Origin of the sequence: Acetobacter zythi, assembly GCF_963921165.1 — a bacterium.
Classification (GTDB): domain Bacteria; phylum Pseudomonadota; class Alphaproteobacteria; order Acetobacterales; family Acetobacteraceae; genus Acetobacter.
This window is the reverse complement of sequence record NZ_CAWUEO010000023.1, coordinates 115552-137953: the sequence shown is the minus strand read 5'-3', so window position 1 is coordinate 137953 and position 22402 is coordinate 115552. Positions and strand designations below refer to the sequence as shown.

19 protein-coding genes are annotated in these 22402 nt (G+C 58.5%); 6 read left to right on the top strand and 13 right to left on the bottom strand.

The window, feature by feature from the left end; translation table 11 throughout:
- Window positions 1-3: 3 nt before the first annotated feature.
- Window positions 4-2064, top strand: coding sequence for a glycine--tRNA ligase subunit beta (glyS, locus tag AABE20_RS09260; protein WP_338332786.1), 2061 nt, complete (start codon window positions 4-6; stop codon window positions 2062-2064).
- Window positions 2065-2165: 101 nt separating this feature from the next.
- Here glyS and AABE20_RS09255 read toward each other — a convergent pair whose 3' ends face one another.
- From AABE20_RS09255 to AABE20_RS09215, 9 genes are all read right to left on the bottom strand, one after another.
- Complete coding sequence (locus tag AABE20_RS09255) at window positions 2166-2342, bottom strand: DUF1328 domain-containing protein (RefSeq protein ID WP_025826588.1); 177 nt, start codon at window positions 2340-2342, stop codon at window positions 2166-2168.
- 122 nt (window positions 2343-2464) lie between these two features.
- On the bottom strand, window positions 2465-3223 hold the full coding sequence (locus AABE20_RS09250; RefSeq protein ID WP_338332785.1) for an OB-fold nucleic acid binding domain-containing protein: 759 nt from the start codon (window positions 3221-3223) through the stop codon (window positions 2465-2467).
- Between the two features lie 119 nt (window positions 3224-3342).
- Complete coding sequence (gene purH / locus AABE20_RS09245) at window positions 3343-4920, bottom strand: bifunctional phosphoribosylaminoimidazolecarboxamide formyltransferase/IMP cyclohydrolase (RefSeq protein ID WP_338332784.1); 1578 nt, start codon at window positions 4918-4920, stop codon at window positions 3343-3345.
- Window positions 4921-5015: 95 nt separating this feature from the next.
- On the bottom strand, window positions 5016-5753 hold the full coding sequence (gene trmB / locus AABE20_RS09240; RefSeq protein WP_338332783.1) for a tRNA (guanine(46)-N(7))-methyltransferase TrmB: 738 nt from the start codon (window positions 5751-5753) through the stop codon (window positions 5016-5018).
- 18 nt (window positions 5754-5771) lie between these two features.
- Complete coding sequence (gene metK, locus AABE20_RS09235) at window positions 5772-6959, bottom strand: methionine adenosyltransferase (protein WP_338332782.1); 1188 nt, start codon at window positions 6957-6959, stop codon at window positions 5772-5774.
- A gap of 188 nt (window positions 6960-7147) precedes the next feature.
- Window positions 7148-7927 carry a 4-hydroxy-tetrahydrodipicolinate reductase gene (gene dapB / locus AABE20_RS09230; protein WP_408740833.1) on the bottom strand — a complete coding sequence of 260 codons (780 nt, stop codon included), beginning with the start codon at window positions 7925-7927 and terminating at the stop codon, window positions 7148-7150.
- Between the two features lie 5 nt (window positions 7928-7932).
- Window positions 7933-9069: a molecular chaperone DnaJ gene (gene dnaJ, locus AABE20_RS09225; protein WP_338332781.1), complete on the bottom strand. Its 1137-nt coding sequence runs from the start codon at window positions 9067-9069 to the stop codon at window positions 7933-7935.
- A gap of 155 nt (window positions 9070-9224) precedes the next feature.
- Complete coding sequence (gene dnaK, locus AABE20_RS09220) at window positions 9225-11135, bottom strand: molecular chaperone DnaK (protein WP_338332780.1); 1911 nt, start codon at window positions 11133-11135, stop codon at window positions 9225-9227.
- Window positions 11136-11328: 193 nt separating this feature from the next.
- Window positions 11329-11910, bottom strand: a complete 582-nt coding sequence (locus AABE20_RS09215; protein WP_338332779.1) for a nucleotide exchange factor GrpE — start codon at window positions 11908-11910, stop codon at window positions 11329-11331.
- A gap of 190 nt (window positions 11911-12100) precedes the next feature.
- On the opposite strand from AABE20_RS09215, the gene AABE20_RS09210 reads away from it, so the two are divergent.
- Complete coding sequence (locus AABE20_RS09210; protein ID WP_086646319.1) at window positions 12101-12817, top strand: response regulator transcription factor; 717 nt, start codon at window positions 12101-12103, stop codon at window positions 12815-12817.
- A 9-nt stretch (window positions 12818-12826) separates the two neighbouring features.
- Window positions 12827-14608 carry an ATP-binding protein gene (locus AABE20_RS09205; RefSeq protein ID WP_338332778.1) on the top strand — a complete coding sequence of 594 codons (1782 nt, stop codon included), beginning with the start codon at window positions 12827-12829 and terminating at the stop codon, window positions 14606-14608.
- A gap of 20 nt (window positions 14609-14628) precedes the next feature.
- On the opposite strand, the gene AABE20_RS09200 is transcribed toward AABE20_RS09205, so the two are convergent.
- A complete protein-coding gene (locus AABE20_RS09200; protein WP_408740858.1) occupies window positions 14629-15027 on the bottom strand; it encodes a RidA family protein in 399 nt (132 codons plus the stop codon).
- A 243-nt stretch (window positions 15028-15270) separates the two neighbouring features.
- Between AABE20_RS09200 and rapZ the strand changes: the two genes are divergently transcribed.
- The gene (rapZ, locus tag AABE20_RS09195) at window positions 15271-16242 is read left to right on the top strand and encodes an RNase adapter RapZ (RefSeq protein ID WP_338332776.1); all 972 of its coding nucleotides are present in this window, start codon (window positions 15271-15273) and stop codon (window positions 16240-16242) included.
- A gap of 49 nt (window positions 16243-16291) precedes the next feature.
- Here the strand turns inward: rapZ and AABE20_RS09190 are convergent, their stop codons facing one another.
- Window positions 16292-16900, bottom strand: coding sequence for a YqgE/AlgH family protein (locus AABE20_RS09190; protein ID WP_338332775.1), 609 nt, complete (start codon window positions 16898-16900; stop codon window positions 16292-16294).
- A 109-nt stretch (window positions 16901-17009) separates the two neighbouring features.
- On the opposite strand from AABE20_RS09190, the gene AABE20_RS09185 reads away from it, so the two are divergent.
- Window positions 17010-17906: a polyphosphate kinase 2 family protein gene (locus AABE20_RS09185; RefSeq protein ID WP_338332774.1), complete on the top strand. Its 897-nt coding sequence runs from the start codon at window positions 17010-17012 to the stop codon at window positions 17904-17906.
- Between the two features lie 91 nt (window positions 17907-17997).
- Here the strand turns inward: AABE20_RS09185 and AABE20_RS09180 are convergent, their stop codons facing one another.
- Window positions 17998-19011, bottom strand: coding sequence for a cache domain-containing protein (locus AABE20_RS09180; protein ID WP_338332773.1), 1014 nt, complete (start codon window positions 19009-19011; stop codon window positions 17998-18000).
- Window positions 19012-19244: 233 nt separating this feature from the next.
- Here AABE20_RS09180 and AABE20_RS09175 point away from each other — a divergent pair, with 233 nt between their 5' ends.
- Entirely contained in the window at window positions 19245-19745 is a 501-nt protein-coding gene (locus AABE20_RS09175; protein WP_338332772.1) for a hypothetical protein, read from the top strand.
- Window positions 19746-19808: 63 nt separating this feature from the next.
- On the opposite strand, the gene clpA is transcribed toward AABE20_RS09175, so the two are convergent.
- Window positions 19809-22154: an ATP-dependent Clp protease ATP-binding subunit ClpA gene (gene clpA, locus AABE20_RS09170; protein ID WP_338332771.1), complete on the bottom strand. Its 2346-nt coding sequence runs from the start codon at window positions 22152-22154 to the stop codon at window positions 19809-19811.
- Window positions 22155-22402 lie beyond the last annotated feature (248 nt).

Sequence of the window (22402 nt, the reverse complement as noted above, 5' to 3'; positions counted from 1 at the left end):
ACCATGCCCGAATTGCTGATTGAACTTTTTTCCGAAGAAATTCCTGCCCGCATGCAGCAGCAGGCAGGCGATACCCTGCTCCGCCTGCTAAGCGAGGCACTGGCCCCGCTCAACCCTGTGGATGCCAGAAGCTACACAGGCCCGCGCCGCATTGCCGCCTCCCTGTGTCTGGACAAAATGGTGCCCGGGCGCACCGTTTCCGAACGTGGCCCGCGTGAGGGTGCGCCGGAAAAAGCACTGGAAGGCTTCACCCGCAAGCACGGCGTCAGCAAGGATGCGCTGGCCCTGCAAAACGGCTTTTGGGTGCTTGAACGCGAGGAAGCCCCTATTGGCGCCGCAGCCCATATTGCCGCCATTATGCCCGACCTGCTACGCCGCTTTCCGTGGCCCAAATCCATGCGTTGGGGTGCCGGTAGCGCCATGACATGGGTGCGCCCCCTGCGGCGGATTGTTTGCCTGCTGGATGGCCAGATTGTGCCGTTTTCCATGGCAACGGCGGATGATAACGGCCACGACCTGAGCGCTTCCAACCAGACCGAGGGGCACCGCTTCCTCAACCCCGGTGCAATGGACGTAACCAGCGCCGCACAATGGCAGCAGGGTTTGCATGAACGCCACGTGATGGTGCATGCCGCCGAACGCCGCCAGAGCATTACAACAGGGCTGAACGCCCTTGCACAGGCCGAAGGGCTGAGCATTGTGCCAGATGCCGGACTGGTGGACGAAGTGGCCGGGCTGGTCGAATGGCCCGTGCCCTTCCTTGGTCAGATTGACCCCATCTTCATGGACCTCCCGCCCGAGGTCATGCAGGTGTCCATGCGCGTCAACCAGCGCTACTTTGCCCTGCGCAATAGCGATGGCTCGGCTGCACCACGCTTTGCTTTTGTCGCCAACATTATTCCCACCGATGATGGCACGCTGGTTGTCAGCGGGAACGAACGTGTACTGCGCGCCCGCTTTGCCGATGCGCGGCACTTTTGGAACCTTGACCGCAAACACAGCCTTGCCTCCCGCGTGGAAGGGCTGAACAGCATTACCTTCCATGCCAAACTTGGCTCACAAGGGGACCGTACCCGCCGCATGGTGCGCCTTGCGGGCATTCTGGCCGACATGACCGGGGCACCGAGAAACCAGTGTGAACGCGCGGCAGAATTGAGCAAAACCGACCTGACAACCGGCATGGTTGGGGAGTTCCCCGAGTTGCAGGGTGTCATGGGGGGCTACTATGCCCGCCATGACGGCGAACAGGCCGATGTGGCTCAGGCCATTAGCGAGCATTACACCCCCCGCGGCCCAGGGGATGACGTGCCGGTAGCGCCCGTTTCCGTCGTGCTGGGCCTTGCCGACCGGTTTGACATGCTCACGGCCTTTTTTGCCGCAGGCGAAAAACCATCCGGCTCGGGCGACCCGTTTGGCCTGCGCCGTGCAGCTCTTGGTATTATCCGCCTGATCCGTGAAAATGGACTACGGCTTGATCTGGTCAAACTGTTTGTGCTGGCGGCACAAGCCCTGCCCGAACCCCTGCGCAATGCGCCCGATCTGGCCCTGCTACCCCAGTTTATTGCCGAGCGCCTGCGTGTGCAGGTCCGTGCAGAAGGGGCGCGGCATGACTGTCTGGCTGCAATCTCGGTCGATAATGAGGACACGGACATTGTGCGCCTGCTCGCCCGTGCACAGGCGTTGCAGACCATGCTGGAAACCGAAGACGGCAAAAACCTGCTGGCCGCCACCCGCCGCGCTGCCAACATTCTGCGGATTGAGGACAAAAAGGATGGCCCGCATGAGGGCGCGCCAGACCCCGCCCTGTTTGCACAGGAGGAAGAACGCGCACTCTACACCACCTTGCAAACGGTGGAACCGGCTGTGGAACAGGCGTTTGCCGCCGAGCACTTTGCCGATGCCATGCGCGCTGCCGCCAGCCTGCGCGAACCCCTCGACCGCTTTTTTGAAGGCGTGACGGTAAACGCACCAGACCCTGCACTGCGCCAGAACCGGCTTAAACTCCTGTCCCGCCTTGTGCGCATGATGCGGCTGATTGCCGACTTCAGCCAGATTGAAGGCTAAAAAAATCCCCCACATTCCGGTTCCGGAAAAGTGGGGGATGTAAAACCTGAGTTGCAAAGCAAAGGGTTCGTACGGGCTGAGCGTACGAACCCTTTGTGTTTTTATGGCCCCGAACGCGAACGCCCGCCAAAAAACAGGCTGATAATCAGCAGCACAACAAAAACAAACAGCAACACCTTAGCTATTTCCGAAAACCCGGATGCAGCGCCACTAAATCCGAACAGGGACGCCAGAAGAGCAAAAATAAGAAAAACAATAATCCACCGTATCAACGCCATTATGGCCTCCCGTCATCCACGCTCATGCCATGAGCGTTTCCTGATCCCATAAGAGTTTAACGCAAAATGGCGACCACGGTTCTGTGGTCGCCATTTTGGCATGACACTTTGTGTTCAGGCGATCAGTGTTCGTCAGCACCGGGAATAAGGTCATAACCCGGACTGCCCGGTGCAGGACCGGGCGGCGGCACATTACCAACCGCAATGCCAATCAGCTTGTCCGCAGCCGGTCCAATCTCACGCGCATCAATCGCAATACCCAGATCGCCGCTGCTACCACCACCCACAGCGTAGAGCGTCTGCCCGGCCTGCAACAGGTTGGCAACACGCCCGGCCTCACGCGGGGACAGGTAAATGACCGAATGGTCCTTGAGCACGGCCCCACTCAGGTGGCCCCCCGCATCGTACAGGGGCATCCAGACCTCACCATGGAGGACAAGGTCGGGACCAGCGATCATTTCGGGGGAGTGCAGTGGCATTTCAATAAAGCTGTCCTGCACGGTACGTCCACGCGGGCTGGAAACACTGAACGCACGGATAATCGGCAGAACCTGCCCCTTAATCCCGCGGATGTTCACCTTGTCTCCCACCTTGATCAGACCTGCAAAGGTATGCGCCTGTTCGGGGGAGACAAAAACCTGCGTGCCGTCATTGAGCACAAAGCCAACAATACCGCCGTGGGGTGCGGGCAGGAACTGCACCACACTGCCCGTAAACACCGGCAGAACAGACAGGTCATACACGCCTGTCGCCTGTTTTTCCGTTGTTGTCTGCCGGGAGGCAAAGGTGGTGCTCTGGGTTGGCTCCTCCTTATGGGCAGGGGCTGCCACCGCAACGGAAGATGCCAGAATCAGAGCAGACAAACTAAGCAAAGAGCGCATGAAACAACCACTAAGGACAGGCGCACCCCACCCGAACACGGGCAGGGCGCGGCAATGCGTGAGACTCGTGTGCATAGTCTGCCATTTAGGGCCATTCCCGCAAGAGCGGGAAAAGCGCGTCAGTGGCGGAAATGACGCATACCAGTAAACACCATGGCAATACCGGCGGCATCTGCTGCGGCAATGACCTCATCATCACGGATGGAACCGCCGGGCTGAATAACGGCGGTTGCCCCTGCCGCCACAATGGTTTCCAGCCCATCGGCAAAGGGGAAGAACGCATCGGATGCGGCAACCGACCCCTGCGTAAGCGGTGTGGACTGGCCCGCAGCCTTTGCGGCCTCTCCACTTTTGCTGGCGGCAATCCGCGCGGAATCCACGCGGCTCATCTGCCCCGCACCAATGCCCACCGTTGCACAACCCTTGGCATACACAATGGCGTTGGATTTAACGTGTTTGGCCACACGGAAGGCAAAGATCAGATCCTGCATTTCCTGTTCCGTGGGAACGCGCTTGGTCACAACCTTCAGCGCTTCGGGAGCAACCCGCCCATTATCACGCGTCTGGGCCAAAAAGCCCCCCGCAACCGAACGCACAACCGTGCCAGCAGCAGTCGGGTCAGGCAGGCCGCCGGTCAGCAGCAGGCGCAGGTTTTTTTTACGCGCCAGCAGCGCCTTGGCATCGTCCGCCGCATCGGGGGCAACAATGACTTCAGTAAAGATGGTGGAAATTTTTTCCGCCGTAGCCGCATCCAACGGACGGTTCAGGGCAACAATTCCCCCAAAGGCGGAAACCGGGTCACACCGCAGGGCCTGATCCCAGGCGCTTGTCAGATCGCCAGAGACGGCAACCCCGCAAGGGTTGGCATGTTTGACAATCACCACAGCCGGTTCATCAAACTCGGCTACGGCCTCAAACGCGGCATCCGTATCGTTAATGTTGTTATAAGACAGCGCCTTACCCTGCACCTGCACGGCAGTAGCCACACCGGGGCGTGTGGTGCCATCGCGGTAGAATGCGGCCTGCTGATGGGGGTTTTCGCCATAGCGCAGGATTTCCGCCCGCTGGCCAGCCAGAGCAAACCGCTCGGGGAACGCATCCTGCGCCTGCGCTGCAAACCATGCCGCAATGGCGGCATCATATGCAGCGGTGCGGGCATAGGCTGCACCAGCATAAAACCGGCGTGTCTCCAGCGTGGTGCCACCATCGCCCAGCGCATCAATCAGCCCTTCGTACTGGGCGGGGTCGGTCAGCACCACCACATGCGCGTGGTTTTTGGCGGCGGCACGGATCAGGGCTGGACCACCGATATCAATATTTTCAATGCAGGTTTCAGCATCCGCACCAGAGGCTACCGTTTTTTCAAACGGGTACAGATTAACTGCAACCAGATCGATCGGACCAATGCCGTGTTCCTCCATCTGCGCCACATGAGCAGGCAGGTCACGGCGGCCAAGGATACCCCCATGGATTTTGGGCACCAGCGTTTTAACGCGACCATCCAGAATTTCAGGAAAACCGGTGTAATCCGACACTTCCGTAACGGGCACGCTGGCATCGCGCAGGGCCTTGGCGGAACCGCCCGTGGACAGGATTTCCGCCCCCTGCGCCACAAGGGCGCGGGCCAGATCAAGCAGACCGGCTTTGTCGGATACAGAAATAAGGGCGCGACGGATAGGAAGCGTCGTCTGGCTCATGGGCGGACCTTTCGCACGGCAAAAAACGTAATGCGGCTGATTAGCCAACATGCCGCGCGGAGGCAACCAGCCGAAACAAAGAAGATGGACGCAGCCTAACGGCGGGTAAACGTCCAGTACAACGGTTGGCGACCAGCCGCTATGGCCTTGGCCTCATACCGGGTGGGGAACCATCCATCGGGCCGGGTGGTGGCCGGTGGAGGCGCCTCAAAATACGGTTGGGCGGACATAACTTCCTGCACCCATGCCTGATAGGTCGGGTCATCGCTGGCAACACGCCAGACAGAACCGGGTTTGAGCACACGGGCACACAGCGCCACATTCTGCGGATGCACAAAACGGCGCTTGGCATGCCGGGCCTTGGGCCACGGGTCAGGGAACATCAGGAACAGGCGGTCCAGACTGGCGTCGGGCAAGGCTCGCAGCACAAGCCGCGCGTCATCATCCCACAGGCGGAGCATGCCCGGCAGTGGGGCGGTAGCTTCCTGCTCAACAGGCACAAGCTTGTTCAGCAGCGAACACAGACCGTTATGAAAAACTTCGGAGGCTATATAGCCAACTTCGGGGTGTGCTTTGGTCTGGGCCAGCACATGCTCGCCCCCACCAAAGCCGACCTCGAACCAGATCTGCTCTGGCGCATGGCCAAAAACAGAGGCTGGGTTAGCTGCCCTGTCCAGCGGGAACCGCAGGCGTGGCAGCGTTTCGTCCAGCAGGCGTTCCTGACGGGGGCGCAGGGGATGCCCACGCTGGCGGCCATACAGCCTTTCCGGCGGGGGCTTTACATCCACTGCTTCGGGCTGGCCAGCAACGCTCTGGCCTTTTGCCTCCGTCATGAACTCGCGCCCTTTATATCAGCGCTTAAGGGTGCTGCGCAGGGCGTCCACCAGATCGGTGCGTTCCCACGTAAAGGTATCCAGCTTGTCGTCCGGTGTACGGCCAAAATGGCCATAAGCGGATGTCGTTGCATAGATCGGACGGTTCAGGCGCAGATGCTTGCGAATACCGCGCGGCGTCAGGTCCATGACCTCACGCAGGATTTCACCCAGACGGGCTTCATCCACATCCTTGCCGCTTTCATCCAGATCCACGTAAACGGAGAGCGGATGCGACACGCCAATGGCGTAAGAGAGCTGGATGGTGCAACGGTCAGCCAGACCGGCAGCGACCACGTTTTTGGCAAGGTAACGGCAGGCATAGGCCGCAGAACGGTCAACCTTGGTCGGGTCCTTACCAGAGAACGCGCCACCACCATGCGGTGCTGCGCCACCATAGGTGTCCACAATGATTTTACGGCCCGTCAGACCGCAATCCCCATCGGGGCCACCAATAACGAACACGCCGGTCGGGTTGGCGTAAAATTCGCTTTCCGGCGGCATCCAGCCTTCGGGCAGCACGCCACGGGTCACGTCCAGCAGACGCTCACGCAGGGCCTTCTGGTCGGCCCCTTCATCATGCTGTGTGGAAATCACAACAGAGGTGGCGCCAACAGGACGGCCGTTCACGTAACGCAGTGTTACCTGGCTTTTGGCATCGGGCTGCAGGCCAGCAACGCGCGGGTCACCAGCGCGACGCAGGTCACGGATGGTGTGCAGGATGCGGTGCGCATAATACAGCGGCGCAGGCATGAGGGTATCTGTCTCGTTAGAGGCATAACCGAACATGATGCCCTGATCGCCCGCACCTTCGTCCTTGTCCGATGTGCTGTCCACACCAACGGCAATGTCAGCAGACTGAGCATGCAGGTAGTTGGAGGCCTCGGCATGACGCCAGGAGAAGCCAGCCTGATCGTACCCGATGTCCTTCACAGCCTCACGGGCCAGATGGATAAGCTGCTCGGAGGTAACGGAATCGGGACCACGCACTTCGCCAGCCAGAACGATACGGTTGGTCGTTACCAGCGTTTCACACGCCACGCGGGCTTCCGGGTCTGCCGCCAGATACGCGTCCAGAACGGTATCGCTGATCCGGTCAGCAACTTTATCGGGATGACCTTCGGAAACCGATTCCGAAGTAAACAGAAAATCGCCGTCTTTACGCATGATGGTGCCGTTCGCCCCACGCCAGTGAAAAAAGAAAACAGGTAACCATCCCCAAAAAAAGGGGACGGCATCCTATGGCGTTATAGAAAGTAATGGTCAAGGGCCATACGCCACCAGCGCACAAGACAAGCCCCTGTTTTCAGCCCTGCACACAACGCGGGGCACAGCCCACCCCAGACCCGAAAGACTTATAACGGGGGCAGGCCCAGCACGTCTTCCATGCTGTAAAGGCCGACATCCCGCCCTTTTGTCCACAATGCAGCCCGCACGGCACCGGTTGCAAAAATGCGCCGGTCAAACGCACGATGAGACAAGGTGATCTGCTCATCCGCCGATGTGAAAAGAACGTCATGTTCGCCCACAATCTGCCCGCCACGCAGGGCGGCAAAACCGATTGCTCCGGGTTTACGGGGGCCTGTCAGGCCATCTCGCCCGCTTTCACGCACATCTGCCAGCACCACACCACGGCCACGCGCCACGGCCTGACCAATGGCAAGCGCCGTGCCAGAGGGGGCGTCTACCTTCTGCCGGTGATGCATTTCCAGAATTTCCGCATCATAGGAGTCTGCGGGCAAGGCGCTTGCCATCATCTGGGCAAGGCGCTGCACCAGCGTGACACCGGGCGAAAAATTGGCGGCATGCACCACAGTCACGTAGCTTGATGCCTCCTCCAGCATCTTGCTCTGGAGTGCGGACAGCCCTGTTGTGCCCAGCACCCACGCAACACCCGTACCGACCAGAGACTTGGCACTGTTTACAACCGTGTCCGCATGGGTAAAGTCGATGACCACATCGCAGTTTTCAGCCAGTTCGGACATGGTTCTGAACAGAGGGATATCCGCAGGCAGGCCCTCGGCCTGCTCAGGTGCGCGCGTTGTGCCCCCGGCCACGGTTGCACCCGCGGCAAGCACTTCCTCAATTAACAAACGCCCAACGCGGCCTGTAATTCCTGCGATACCAATGCGCATGTATTTTATTCCGATCCTTCAAAAAAATCGCGCACACGGCGGAAAAAGCCGGTGTGCTCGGGGCTGTGTTTGATGTCCTCGCCCGCTTCTTTCTCAAATTCCTCCAGCAGTTCGCGCTGGCGCTTGGTCAGAACCTGCGGTGTTTCCACCGTGACCTGAATATACATATCCCCCCGCGCACTGGAGCGCAGGACAGAGAACCCCTTCCCCCGCAGGCGGAAATGCGCACCCGTTTGGGTACCTGCCGGAATTTTAACATTGGTGCGGCTGCCATCAATCACAGGCACTTCAATCTCGGTACCCAGTGCCGCCTGCGCCATGCGAAGGGGCACACGGCAATATACATTTGCCCCATCGCGCTGGAAAATGGAGTGTTCGGAAACGGAGACATGCACATACAGATCACCTGATGGCACGCCATTTCCACCGGCCTCGCCCTCGCCTGTCAGGCGGATGCGGGTACCATCCTCCACCCCTGCGGGAATCTGCACTTTTATGGTGCGTTCCTGCTCCACGGTCCCTTCCCCACGGCAGGCCTTGCAGGGGTCCTTGACCACGCGGCCAGCGCCATGGCAGGTCGGGCAGGCCCGTTCCACCACAAAAAATCCCTGTTGCGCACGCACCTTGCCCGCACCATGGCAGCTTGGGCAGGTTTCCACCCCGGACGCACCACTGTTGGAGCCGGTGCCATGGCAGGATTCGCAAGCGACACGGGTAATAACCCGCACATCTTTTTCCACACCGGCAAACGCTTCTTCCAGCGTGATTTCAACATGGGTCTGAATATCGTTGCCACTGCGGGCCTGCCCACCACGGCGGCCCATCATATCTCCGAACATCTGTTCGAAAATATCGCCCAGACCACCGCCACCAAATCCGTTAAAGTCAAACCCACCGGGGCCGGGGCCACCCCCTTCGAACGCGGCATGGCCAAAGCGGTCGTAGGCGGCGCGCTTCTGCTCATCCTTGAGCACATCGTAAGCCTGATTGATTTCCTTGAACTTGGCCTCCGCTGCATCATCCCCCGGATTGCGGTCGGGATGAAACTTCATGGCCATTTTGCGGTAGGCTTTTTTAATATCCTCACCAGAGGCCGTGCGGGTTACCTCAAGAATTTCGTAGTAATCAAGCTGAGTAGCCATGAAAGTCCTCTTGGGGCTGCCTCTTGCATGAGCACAGCATCTGTCCAGATTGTAAAATGTAAAAAGGCGTCCGCCTTATAAAAAGCACGGACGCCAGAAAAATGATGCACCGAGGCCATGCTGCTGACATGGCCCCATAGTCTGCATGCGTCCGATCAGGACTTTTTGTTTTCGTTCACGTCTTCAAAGTCGGCGTCAACGATGTCTTTTTCATCAGCCTTGGCACCTGCGGCGGCACCGCCTTCTGCGCCTTCAGCTTCCTGACCGGCCTTGTAGGCGGCTTCACCCACCTTCATGGCGGCCTGCGTCAGACGTTCGGTTGCACTTTTGAGTGCTTCCACATCCGTGCCTTCCAGAGCGGACTTAACGGCAGCAATAGCACCTTCGGCTTCGGTCTTGTCTGCCGCAGGCACCTTGTCGCCCACGTCAGCCAGAGATTTTTCGACCTGATGCACAAGGGATTCCGCACTGTTGCGGGCTTCCACCTGCTCACGCTTGGCCTTATCGGCTGCTGCGTTGGCTTCGGCGTCCTTGACCATCTTTTCGATGTCGTTATCCGACAGACCACCAGAGGCCTGGATCTTGATCTGCTGTTCCTTGCCGGTTGCCTTGTCCTTGGCGGAAACGGACACAATGCCGTTGGCGTCAATATCAAAGGTCACTTCAATCTGGGGCACGCCACGCGGTGCGGCGGGAATGCCGGTCAGGTCAAAGTTGCCAAGCAGCTTGTTATCAGCCGCCATTTCGCGCTCGCCCTGATAGACCTTAATGGTCACAGCACCCTGATTATCTTCCGCCGTGGAGAACACCTGGCTCTTCTTGGTCGGGATGGTGGTGTTGCGGTCGATCAGACGGGTGAACACGCCACCCAGCGTTTCAATCCCCAAAGACAGCGGCGTTACGTCGAGCAGCAGAACGTCTTTGACATCACCCTTGAGCACAGCACCCTGAATGGCGGCGCCAATGGCAACCACTTCGTCAGGGTTTACGTTACGGGCCGGATCCTTACCAAAGAATTCCTTAACCGTTTCGATCACCTTGGGCATGCGGGTCATACCGCCGACCAGAATGACTTCATCAATCCCCGAAGCGGACAGACCGGCATCTTTCAGTGCGGCTTTGCAAGGTTCAAGCGTGCGGCTGATCAGATCATCCACAAGGCTTTCCAGCTTGGCGCGGGTCAGCTTGACCACAAGGTGCTTGGGACCGGAAGCATCGGCCGTGATGAACGGCAGGTTGATTTCGGTTTCCTTGGAGGAGGACAGCTCGATTTTGGCTTTTTCCGCTGCTTCCTTCAGGCGCTGCAGAGCCAGCTTGTCGGAGCGCAGGTCAATGCCCTGTTCGCGCTTGAACTCGTCTGCCAGGAACCCGATAATGCGGTTGTCAAAGTCTTCCCCACCCAGGAACGTATCCCCGTTGGTGGACTTCACTTCGATCACGCCATCGGAAATTTCCAGCACGGAAACGTCGAACGTGCCGCCACCAAGGTCATACACAGCCACGGTGCCGCCGCTTTTCTTTTCCAGCCCGTAAGCCAGAGCCGCAGCGGTCGGTTCGTTGATGATGCGCAGCACTTCCAGACCGGCAATACGGCCTGCGTCCTTGGTTGCCTGACGCTGGGCGTCGTTAAAGTACGCGGGAACCGTAATAACGGCCTGCGTCACTTTTTCACCCAGATAGGATTCTGCGGTTTCCTTCATCTTACCCAGAATGAAGGCGGAAATCTGGGAAGGCGCGTAGTTTGTGCCGCGTGCCTCAACCCATGCATCGCCGTTGTCGCCCTTAACAATGGCGTAAGGGACCATGCCCTTGTCCTTCTGGACGGTCGCATCGTCAAAGCGGCGGCCGATCAGGCGCTTTACGGCATACAGGGTGTTGGTGGGGTTTGTAACAGCCTGACGCTTGGCAGCCTGCCCGACCAGCATTTCACCCCCTTCGGTGAAAGCGACCATGGACGGCGTTGTGCGTGCGCCTTCGCTGTTTTCGATGACTTTTGTTTCGTTACCTTCGCGCACGGCCACGCAGGAGTTGGTGGTGCCGAGGTCAATACCAATGACTTTGCTCAATTTCGTGCTCCTTTTAGCGACCTTATCCGACCCGAAGCATCCGATAAGGCCCTTTTTTATCGTAACCGACTGTGCCCGGACCAATGTCGGGGCGCAACCAGAATGACAAGCCTGATGTATGGTGCGGTTTTCCCTTTTTCAAGGAGGAAAAACCACTCGGCGGGAAGGTTTTTTCTCTCCCGCCGTTCAAGTGTTACTGCGCGCTGCCACCCTTGGCCACAACCACCATGGCGGGCTTGAGCAGGCGGCCATGCAATGTCCACGTTGGTGTCCATGCCTGCATGACCGTACCGGGCGTATGCTCGGTGCTGGGCTGTTCGGCCATGGCCTGATGCAGATTGGCGTCAAACACCTTGCCAGCGGGGTTGTCGCTTTTGATTCCGTGCCGTTCCAGAATGGACAGGAAGGAACGTTCCGTACTTTCAATCCCCTCGCGCATTTTGGTCACAACCGTATCCTCACCCTCTGTCGGGGCGGGCAGGCTGTCGAGTGCGCGGCGCAGGTTTTCGGCTGCTTCCACCACATCACGGGCGAACTTCTGCACCGCGTACTGGCGGGCATCGTCCACGTCGCGCTTGGCGCGGGCCATCAGGTTCTGATTTTCGGCTTCCGCACGCAGCCATTTTTCCTTGAACTCCGTAACGGAGCGTTCAAGCTCATGCACGCGTGCATCGGCTGCACTCTCGGCAGCCCCCTCATGCTGGGGGGCCGCCTGTTCGGCCGGAGCCGGATCTACCGGGGTCTCGACCTGTGTGGGTTCTGTATCATGGGTCATGGAGCAAGAAGTAGGCAACACCGCCCCGGCCGACAAGACCCGTTGGCCCCCTGCAATGCAGGATTTTGCGCACGGCAGCCCTTGGCGGGAAAAAAGCGCCCATTACACCATTCGCCCTCTTGGCATTGGAAGCTTGCGGCGCCTAAGCTAAACAGCTTGCGCTGATGGCAAGGGAAGGAACACACAAACGATGACAGAGCGCACCAAGCAGACAATTGCGCTGGTTGATGATGATCGCAATATTCTGACATCGGTTCAGATGACCCTGGAGGCGGAAGGCTTTAACGTCCGCACCTATACGGATGGCGAGTCGGCATTGCAGGGACTAACGGCCTACCCGGTCGATCTGGCCATTCTGGACATTAAAATGCCCCGCATGGACGGCATGGAACTTTTGCAGCGCCTGCGCACGCGCTCCAACCTGCCTGTCATTTTTCTGTCTTCCAAAAATGAGGAAGTCGACCAGCTCATGGGCCTGCGGCTGGGAGCGGATGACTACATTACCAAACCCTTCTCCCAGCGCCTGCTGCTGGAGCGCATTCGCGCCCTGCTGCGCCGCAACGAGGTCAGCCGGGCGGAAGCCAACGGCGCACCCACAGGGGGTGGCGCACTGACCCGTGGCAACCTTTCGCTTGATGAACTGCGGCACAAATGCACATGGAAAGGGGAGGATGTTCCCCTGACCGTAACCGAATTCCTGCTGGTCAAAACCCTCGCGCAGCGCCCCGGTCTGGTCAAATCCCGCGACCAGCTGATTGACGCCGCCTATGGGGACACCGTGTATGTGGATGACCGGACAATCGATAGCCACATCAAACGCGTCCGCAAAAAGTTCCGGCAGGTGGATGATGACTTCAACCAGATCGAAACCCTGTACGGCATTGGCTACCGCTACAAGGAAGACTGACCCAAGGGCATGACCAACCGCCCCCCCCTGCTGGCACACCTGTTTGCACGGGCGCGCAGCCTGCGCATACCCGGCCAGCGCCCGCACAATGGCGGGGTGGAAGCCACGGCGGCCTATCAGGCCTCCCGCACCCGGCTGGTCTCCCCCCTTATGCGCCGTGTGCTGCTGGTAAATATTCTGCCGCTGGCCCTGCTGGGGCTTACGGTGCTGTTCCTCAACCAGTTCCGCAACAGCCTGCTGGCAACAGAGGTGACAGCCCTGCGCGAACAGGCCCGCATTTACGCCGGAGCACTGGGGCAGAGTGCGGTGCGCGCCGCCCACCCCCATGCCGCCCAGTTACAGGACCGGGGGTACGAGCTGGAAGCGGCTCTGGCCCGCCCGCTGCTCCAACGCCTGACCGAACCAAGCCCCAATGCCCATGCGCGGCTGTTTGGCCCTGATGGACGACTGGTGGCCGATAACCTGATTGATGTCGCCGACACACTGGACACTCCGCCAGAACCCCATCACTTCCGCTCCCACACCATTCCTTTTCCGCCCGCGTTCCAGCCCGGCATCTATGAGCGGTTTCTTACATGGCTGTGGTCGGGCCATAATCCCGGCATTGTCACCCTCAATACCGATGAGGAAGATATTCCCGACCGGCCTGCGCACCCGCAACGGCTTGACGGCGCCGACCATCCACCGCCCGAAGCCCCCCCCTATATCCGCCGCACCGCGCGCGGCAGGCTGATTATTACGGTTGCCGAACCCGTTATGCGTGATGGGTGGACGGTAGGCGTTATCCAGCTTACCCGTGTGGCCTCGCAGGTGGACCGCTCGCTGTTCGCCATCCGCTCGACCATTCTCTCGCTCTTTTTTCTGGCGCTGGTCCTCACCGTCCTGCTCTCGTGGTATCTCTCGCTCACTATTGCCCGACCGTTGCTGCGTCTGGCGGCCTCGGCGCAGGTCATGCGCGACACCACGGGGCGTACGGGCACGGTGCCCGCCCGCCTGCTCGCCCGCCGGGACGAAATTGGCGATGTCGCCCGCGCCCTTCAGGCCAGTGCGCAGGCCTTATGGAAACGCATGGACGCCATTGAGCGCTTTGCTGCCGATGTCAGCCACGAAATCAAGAATCCGCTGACCTCCATCCGTTCAGCTATTGAGACCCTGCTGCGCATAGAGGACCTGAACCAGCAGCGCCGCCTGCTGACCATTATTAACGATGACGTCCGCAGGCTGGACCGGCTGATTACCGATATTTCCGACGCCAGCCGACTGGACGCGGAAATGTCGCGCGCCAAGGCAAGGCCCGTGGCTATTGGCCCACTTCTGGCGGTTCTGGCGGAAATTCATCAGGCGACACGTCAGGAAGGCCAGCCGGTGATCATAACCGATGTGCAGGATGACACGCCCGAACACCCGCTCACCGCGCTGGCGGTGGAAGACCGTCTGGTGCAGGTGCTGCGCAACCTGATCGGCAATGCCATATCGTTTTCCCCGCCCGATGGGCAGATTACCCTGCATGCGGCGGCCAATGGCAAAATGGTACGGATTTGCGTGTCGGATGAAGGACCGGGGATTCCGCAGGCCAAGCTGGATTCCATTTTTGACCGCTTTTATTCCGAACGCCCCAAAAACGAGAATTTTGGCCAGCATTCCGGTCTGGGTCTGTCCATCAGCCGCCAGATTGTAGAGGCGCTGCATGGCAACATTGCCGTGGAGAACCTGCATGACCACAAAGGGCATATCACGGGAGCCCAGTTTATGATCGAACTCCCGCGTGTTCTCAGCCTGCCGCCACGCTAGGCGTGGTCTGGCACAACTGCTCAGAACCCGGCTTCTGCCCCGATCCCTTCCACTTCTGGCACCGTGATGATCAGATCCACCACGAGTTTAGGCACAGAAGAGGGAGCATCCTTAACCCACATCATGGTCATACCCGGTGATGTAGAAGGGAAAAACTGGCGGAATACCGGAAAACTGGCGGGAAATTCGTCCGCATCCGCAATGTGGCAGACAATACGGCTGACATCACTCAGGCTCAGGTCATGCGCCTTGAGCAAGGTCACGGCTTCCTCAAAGGCGACCCGGCACTGGTCGGCCAGTTCCATACCCCGGAACTGGGGGGCATGCAGCCCGGCAAGCACATAGCCGCCCGTCGTTTGCACAACACGCGGGCGACTGGCGACGGAACGCGCGTTCCGTGTCAGGGTTTTATCTTTCATCACGGAATGATGATGTAAGGCACAGGGCGCGCAATCGCAATTTTCCCTTTCGTAACAAATGCGCCGCCATTGGCCTATGGGCCATATTTGTTAACATCCGGTATAGCTGGTCTGAGCAGAACGCCTTCTCTTCCGCTACAAAACTGCTCTAAACTCGCGCCGCATCCGAAGTGCACACCATATGCCACCCACCGCCCGGTCGGGGCGGGCATCTGTCTGGACAGTAAAAAGGAAGAACCGTCCATGCATATGGCGGATGAAACGTCGGTTCCGCGCCGCATTTTGCTGGTGTCTGGTCTGTCCGGGGCGGGCAAGTCTTCCATTCTGCGAATTTTGGAAGACCTTGACCACGAGGTGATCGACAACCCCCCACTGCACATGCTGGACGATATTGTCGCCCGTGCGGAGCGGCCCGTTGCCATTGGGGTCGATTCCCGCACCCGTGGGTTTGATGCCTCCGCCGTGCTGGCGGCATTGGCCCGCCTGCGGGTGAACCCACACCTGCGCGTGGAACTCATTTACGCCACAGCCGACGAAAGTGTGCTCCTACGCCGCTACACCGCCACCCGGCGGCGGCACCCGCTGGCCCCCCATAGCAGCGTAAAAGAAGGCATAGAAGCCGAGGTCGCCCTGACTGCCCCCCTACGGGCCGCCGCTGATCTGGTGATTGATACAACCGATATGCCACCACCAGACCTGCGGCAGTTTGTGGAAAGCCGCTTTAGCCCATGGGCTGGTGGCGCAGGCGAAGGGCTGACCGTAACGCTTATGTCTTTTGCCTACCCAGCGGGCCTACCGCGGGAGGCGGATATTGTGTTTGACGCCCGCTTCCTGCGCAATCCGCACTACGTGCCAGAACTGGCCCCCAAAACCGGACTGGATGCGGATGTTGCGACCTACGTCACCCACGACCCGGATTACCTGCCCTTCCTCAACCAGATCCACACCATGCTCCAGCTTGTGCTGCCGCGCTTTGTGCAGGAAGGCAAAAAATATGCAACCATTGCCATTGGCTGCTCGGGCGGCAGACACCGCTCGGTCACGCTAGTGGAAGCACTGGCCACACGCCTGTCCGCCCCCGATGGCATGGGGCATTACAAAGGCTCTGGCCAATGGCCGATCATGATCATGCACCGCGAGTTGGCCCGCCAGGGCATTAGTGCGTGGCGCTGGGCCAGAAAACCGACCGAACCGACGCACATGGACCCTTACTGAACCATGCTCAGGCCATACCGTTGTTGGCATGGCCCCTTCATAACCCCACTCAGGCGTGGCCGGTCTGCCCGCTCAGGCGTGCAGGATCAATGTTGATGGAGGCCAAAGCCCGCCGCCATTTAACGGTATGGTCCATGCCAAAAATCAGCTCCCGCGTGGCAGGCACGACCAGCCATGCATCATGCTGAAGAATTTCCTGCTCAAGCTGCCCTGCCGCCCAGCCTGCATGCCCCATAGCCAGCAGCGCATCCTGCGGGCCACCGCCTTGGGCAATGTCTTGCAGCACATCCATGCTGGACGTAAGGGCCACGTTATCTGTAATCCGCAGGCTGTCCTGCCCGCTCCATTCAGCAGAATGCAGGACAAGGCCATGCCCCTCCTCCACCGGACCTCCAGCGCATAAACCAATCCGCCTGGCGGGTGGCACGGGTTCGATCTGCAATTGTTCGAGCAGGTCATCAAAATCCGGGCGGGGCAGACGCTTGTTGATGACAAGCCCCATAGCGCCCCCATCCGGAGTGTGGCTGCATATGTAAATAAGGGATTGCCCAAACAGGGTGCCCCCCAACATGGGCGTTGCCACCAGCAGCATACCTGCCAGCGAAAGGCCATTATCCATAACAGAGGGGGCGGGTTGAGTCAGGTTTGCGAATGCCATCCACCAAGATATGAGAAACACTTCCTTTTTTGGCAAGATTGCCAGCGCAACTGTTGTCTGTAATTCTATGCATCCGACACATACTGATCAATTTTCAGGACACATGTCCATGAACACCCTCTCCCGCTTTTTGAACGCACTGGACAGTTACAAGGTCACGGATGGCAGCAAGTTCCGCCTTACCGACCATAACCCCGATGATGATGGTCATCTGGGGCTGGACAAGGAAACAGGCAAAAAACTGCTCCGGCAGGTCAAGGGTCTGTTACAGGACCTTCAGGAACTGCTGTACGCCAACCAGACCCACTCGCTCCTGATCATTCTGCAAGGCATGGATGCGGCTGGTAAGGACGGCACGATCAAGCATGTTATGTCTGGGGTTAATCCACAGGGGGTGGCCGTAACCTCCTTCAAGCAGCCCGGACCGACCGACCTGCTGCACGGCTTTTTGTGGCGCATTCATGCCGCCGCACCACAGGCCGGGCGCATCGTTATTTTCAACCGCAGCCAGTATGAAGATGTTCTGGTCAGCCGCGTACACCCCGAACTGCTTAAAAACGGACACCTGCCCGGCGCACTCGACACGCCTGAATTCTGGGAAGGGCGTTACAGCGATATTCGCCACCTTGAACATTATCTGAGCAGGCAGGGCACAATTGTGCTCAAATTCTTCCTGAACATCTCACGCGAGGAGCAGCGCGAACGCCTGCTGGCCCGGCTGGATATTCCTGAAAAACGCTGGAAATTCTCTCCATCCGACCTGCACGAGCGTGAATACTGGGATGATTACGCAACCGCCTATCAGGACGCCATAGCCCAGACGGCCCGCCCACATGCGCCATGGATTATCGTGCCCGCCAACCACAAATGGTACGCACGCCTTGTGGTCATTGGCACCATTATTCGCGCGCTGCACAATCTGCGGCAGATTACACCGCAGCCCAACCCCGATGTCATGCACCAGCTAGATGACTACCGCACACGCCTGTTGCAGGAAAAACCCTAAAAAGTATTTCCCCTGTTCGGGTCACAGACCCGCGCAGGGGCACACATTACGCTACAGGGGCGTTACCTCCCCTTTTATAAAAACATTGTTTTTATAAAGATGTTTCCAATACTCCGTACCAACCCAGCCCTTTATAGGTTTCGTAACCCGGGGTATGGGCATACGCGATCAGCTTGTCCTCGCTGACGTAAAAACCCCGCTCATCATGCGGAGTAAATTTGTAATGCTCCCCCGACACACCGCGTCCGTTAGAGGATGCAATAATACGTTTGTCGGCATCTACCAGCATAACCCTTGTCTGCCCGCGCTCCACATCAGACAAACGCACACCATGAACAATGGCCTCTGCCTGTGGCGCCCAGTCAAAAGCAATACCCAGAACGCCCAGTACCTGCCCGCGCGCCTCGCCCCCCGCACGAATGGCCGTGCTGTAAATGGCGGCCTGTTCGTTATTGAGTGCCTGCACGCGGTTAACATCCGCCACGGCGTATTCTTCCCCACTTTGCGTACGCATGGCTTTTACAAACCATGGCTCGCCCGACATATCACTCCCCAAAAGGGAGCGATGGGTTTGCGGGCGACCACACGCCACAACCTGCCCCTTTGGATCGACAATAAAAAGATCAAGATAAACAGTGTAAGATTTCAAAATTGTCGCCAACCGCTCCGCCGCATACTGGTACGCTTGGGGGGTAGCACTCTCCAGCGCCTGCACCACAGCGCTATCTGTCGCCCACCACCGCACATCGCACGAACGCTCGTACAGATTGCGGTCAATCAGATCCACAACATTCAGGGCCAGATCGGTCATACGCTCGCCCTTGCCGCGCAAAAGCAGGTCGTTCCCTGCTTTTAACAGGCGGTCAGTGCTGCTGTCTGTTGCGCTGCGCAATTCGGACGCAATGCCAACAATACGGGTAGAAATACGCCCCATTTCATCTGCCAGCAGGCCAAACGCGGCACCAGCCTGCCCAACGCGTGCGGCCTCTATGCGTGTGTTGATGGCAAGAAACTTGGCTTCGTTCATGACTGAAGCAATCAGATGAATTTTTTCCCGCGTCATCTGAGAGACTTCGTAAGCAAGTTTTAGAATATCGTCTTGCATGCGGGATATGTCTTTCAATCCGGTATCGAAACAATATGGCGTATGGGACACACAACCATTTTCGCCAAAACAACAGCAGAATATGCTGTATTCCCCTGTTCTGCCTAAATTATTATGATCTGTAAACTCCTGACGACCAGTCTATTTCTCCATAATCACGGGTATTTGACAGCACCTGACCTCCCGGTCATGAACAAAATCAGATCAACCCCTTAGCCACCATAAGGTGCCCCATGACCCATTTTGCAAACCGCATGACCCTACTGGCCCTATGCACCGCACTGAGCCTGCCCAGCCTGAGCAACCCCGCACTGGCACGGCACAAACACGCAAGCACAAGCCAGCCCACTTCCGTATCTGATACATGCGATAATCAGGATTTTCTGGCCAAACAGCAGGCGTTTGAAAATGGCGGCCCAAAAGCAGATGCCGCTGTGCATATTTGCGGAACAGTGCTCGCCCTTTCGCAAACAGCCAAACAGACCCGTAGCGGCCGACATGGTTATTTTTACATAACGGTCGCGCCCAACATTTCCATTCGGATTGTCACCAATCTGGACGAAATGCATACACCCACATGGCCGTGGGTTGCCAAGGGAGATCAGGTCGAGGTTGTTGGCCGTTATTATTACGATTCCGCCCGCCAGCAGGGCGTGGACTGGACACACCGCGGCACCGGTCGTTCATGGGGGATACCGGGCTACGTGATTGTCAACGGCACCAAATACGACTGAACAAAAAATGGCTGGCCAGAAAAACTGGCCAGCCACATATGTTTTGCAGATTTTGCGCAAGGGCTAGTCTGCTGCTTCCTCTTCCTTTTCGCTCCCGCGTTCATCCTCGCCGGAGTTGGAGGCCGCGTTGCCATTGCTCTCCACAATATCAAACGCCAGTTCACCATTTTTGAGACCGATTTTAACGGCTCCCCCTTTGGCCAGACGCCCGAACAGCAGTTCCTCGGCCAGAGGTTTTTTAATGGATTCCTGAATAACCCGCCCCAGTGGGCGCGCACCATACAGGCGGTCATACCCCTTCTCCGCCAGCCACTCCTTGGCTGCCGAGGACAGTTCGATGGTTACGTGCCGGTCCGCCAGTTGTGCTTCCAGTTGCAGAACAAACTTTTCAACAACCTGCCCAACAATTTCCTGCGTCAGATGTGCGAACGGAATAACCGCATCCAGCCGGTTACGGAATTCAGGGGTGAACAAGCGTTTGATAGCCTCTTCATCCTCGCCTTCGCGCACCTTACGGCCAAAGCCCACGGCCTCCTTGCTCATATCGGACGCACCGGCATTGGTGGTCATGATCAGGATAACATTCCTGAAGTCGACCGTTTTGCCGTTATGGTCCGTCAGACGCCCATTATCCATAACCTGTAGCAACACGTTGTACAGGTCGGGATGGGCTTTTTCGATCTCGTCCAGCAGCAGCACGGCATGCGGGTGCTGGTCGATGGAATCGGTCAGCAGACCGCCCTGATCAAACCCGACATACCCCGGAGGTGCCCCCAACAGGCGGGAGATTGAATGCCGCTCCATGTACTCGGACATATCAAAGCGGATCAGTTCAATACCCAGTGCATTGGCAAGCTGACGGGCCACTTCCGTTTTACCAACCCCGGTCGGACCAGAGAACAGATAGTTGCCAATCGGCTTTTCGGGGTCGCGCAGGCCAGCACGCGCCAGCTTGATGGCGGCGGAGAGGGCATCAATCGCCTGATCCTGCCCGAACACCATGCCCTTGAGGTCACGCTCAAGGGAGCGCAGCACTTCCTTGTCATCAGCGGAAATGCTTTTGGGCGGAATGCGCGCAATACGGGCGATGATGTCTTCCACGTCCTTCAGGTTTACCGTCTTGCGGCGGCGGCCTTCGGGCTGAAGCATGCGGGATGCCCCGACCTCATCAATCACGTCAATTGCCTTATCGGGCAGCTTGCGGTCGTGAATATAGCGCGCGGACAGTTCCACAGCCCCACGAATGGCCTCTTCCGTGTAACGGACCTTGTGGTGCTTTTCGTAGCTTCCCTTCAGGCCGCGCAGGATTTTGACCGCATCGTCAATGCTGGGTTCTGGCACATCAATTTTTTGGAACCGCCGGACAAGAGCACGATCTTTTTCAAAGTGCTGGCGAAACTCCTTGTATGTGGTCGAACCAATGCACCGCAACGTGCCAGCCGCCAGAGCGGGCTTGAGCAGGTTGGATGCATCCATGGCCCCACCCGATGTGGCCCCTGCACCAATAACGGTGTGGATCTCATCAATAAACAGGATGGCATGCGGGTCCTGATCCAGCTCCGTTACAACGGCTTTGAGGCGTTCCTCAAAGTCGCCCCGGTAGCGGGTTCCGGCCAGCAACGCGCCCATATCCAGCGAATAGATCGTGGATTTGAGCAGCACTTCGGGCACGCTGCCTTCCACAATCCTGCGGGCAAGCCCTTCGGCAATGGCGGTTTTGCCAACGCCGGGGTCACCCACATAAAGCGGGTTGTTTTTGGTGCGCCGGCACAGGATCTGGATCGTGCGTTCGATCTCGGTATCCCGCCCGATCAGCGGATCAACCTTACCGGCCAGAGCCTTGTCGTTCAGATTGACGCAGTAGGTGGACAGCGCATCCTGACTTTTCTGGGTCTTGGCTTCCGCGCGTTCGGGTTCTTCCCCTTTTTCCGCACCTGTATTGCTGCCTGCAACCGGGCGCCGGGTGGCGCGGTCGGGGGCTTTGGCAATCCCGTGGGAGAGGAAGTTCACCGCGTCCAGACGTGTCATGTCCTGAAGTTGCAGGAAGTACACAGCGTGGCTTTCGCGCTCGGCAAAAAGCGCGACCAGTACGTTCGCACCTGTAACCTCATCGCGCCCGGTGGACTGCACATGAATGGCCGCACGCTGGATAACACGCTGGAATGCGGCGGTTGGTTTGGGCTCGGTCGGACGGTCAGACGCCAGACCTGCCAGATCCTTGTCGAGAAAGCCTGTCAGGTCTGTCCGCAGTCGGTCCAGATCAACCCCACAGGCGCGGAACACCGTTACGGCATCCGCATCATCAACCAGGGCAAGAAGCAGATGCTCTAGCGTGGCATATTCATGATGCCGTTCTCCGGCCAGAATAAGCGCCCGATGCAGCGTCTGCTCAAGATTGCGTGACAACATGACGAGACGCTCCTTTCCCCGGACTTTCCGACCATGGTGAAACGACCACGGGACCACAATCGGATGCCCTGAAAACATATTTGGCTGCTTCGGCCAGAAATGCGAGTCATAACCACGCAAAAAACGCGCGTTCACGCATTTTTCGTTCTCACGGCTTACAGGAATGCTGGTTTTTCGCGCTTTTTTGCCAATGGCGCCAAATTGTAAAAATACGCGGCAGGAGCCTGCCAAACAGCATTTCCGCCCAA

Coding starts and splice junctions, on each gene's coding strand:
- AABE20_RS09180 (WP_338332773.1), bottom strand. CDS start 19,011: ATGCAAGACGATATTCTAAAACTTGCTTACGAAGTCTCTCAGATGACG.
- AABE20_RS09210 (WP_086646319.1), top strand. CDS start 12,101: ATGACAGAGCGCACCAAGCAGACAATTGCGCTGGTTGATGATGATCGC.
- rapZ (WP_338332776.1), top strand. CDS start 15,271: ATGCATATGGCGGATGAAACGTCGGTTCCGCGCCGCATTTTGCTGGTG.
- dnaJ (WP_338332781.1), bottom strand. CDS start 9,069: ATGGCTACTCAGCTTGATTACTACGAAATTCTTGAGGTAACCCGCACG.
- clpA (WP_338332771.1), bottom strand. CDS start 22,154: ATGTTGTCACGCAATCTTGAGCAGACGCTGCATCGGGCGCTTATTCTG.
- AABE20_RS09250 (WP_338332785.1), bottom strand. CDS start 3,223: ATGCGCTCTTTGCTTAGTTTGTCTGCTCTGATTCTGGCATCTTCCGTT.
- AABE20_RS09215 (WP_338332779.1), bottom strand. CDS start 11,910: ATGACCCATGATACAGAACCCACACAGGTCGAGACCCCGGTAGATCCG.
- AABE20_RS09185 (WP_338332774.1), top strand. CDS start 17,010: ATGAACACCCTCTCCCGCTTTTTGAACGCACTGGACAGTTACAAGGTC.
- AABE20_RS09205 (WP_338332778.1), top strand. CDS start 12,827: ATGACCAACCGCCCCCCCCTGCTGGCACACCTGTTTGCACGGGCGCGC.
- dapB (WP_408740833.1), bottom strand. CDS start 7,927: ATGCGCATTGGTATCGCAGGAATTACAGGCCGCGTTGGGCGTTTGTTA.
- AABE20_RS09200 (WP_408740858.1), bottom strand. CDS start 15,027: ATGAAAGATAAAACCCTGACACGGAACGCGCGTTCCGTCGCCAGTCGC.
- AABE20_RS09175 (WP_338332772.1), top strand. CDS start 19,245: ATGACCCATTTTGCAAACCGCATGACCCTACTGGCCCTATGCACCGCA.
- glyS (WP_338332786.1), top strand. CDS start 4: ATGCCCGAATTGCTGATTGAACTTTTTTCCGAAGAAATTCCTGCCCGC.
- trmB (WP_338332783.1), bottom strand. CDS start 5,753: ATGACGGAGGCAAAAGGCCAGAGCGTTGCTGGCCAGCCCGAAGCAGTG.
- purH (WP_338332784.1), bottom strand. CDS start 4,920: ATGAGCCAGACGACGCTTCCTATCCGTCGCGCCCTTATTTCTGTATCC.
- AABE20_RS09190 (WP_338332775.1), bottom strand. CDS start 16,900: ATGGCATTCGCAAACCTGACTCAACCCGCCCCCTCTGTTATGGATAAT.
- metK (WP_338332782.1), bottom strand. CDS start 6,959: ATGCGTAAAGACGGCGATTTTCTGTTTACTTCGGAATCGGTTTCCGAA.
- AABE20_RS09255 (WP_025826588.1), bottom strand. CDS start 2,342: ATGGCGTTGATACGGTGGATTATTGTTTTTCTTATTTTTGCTCTTCTG.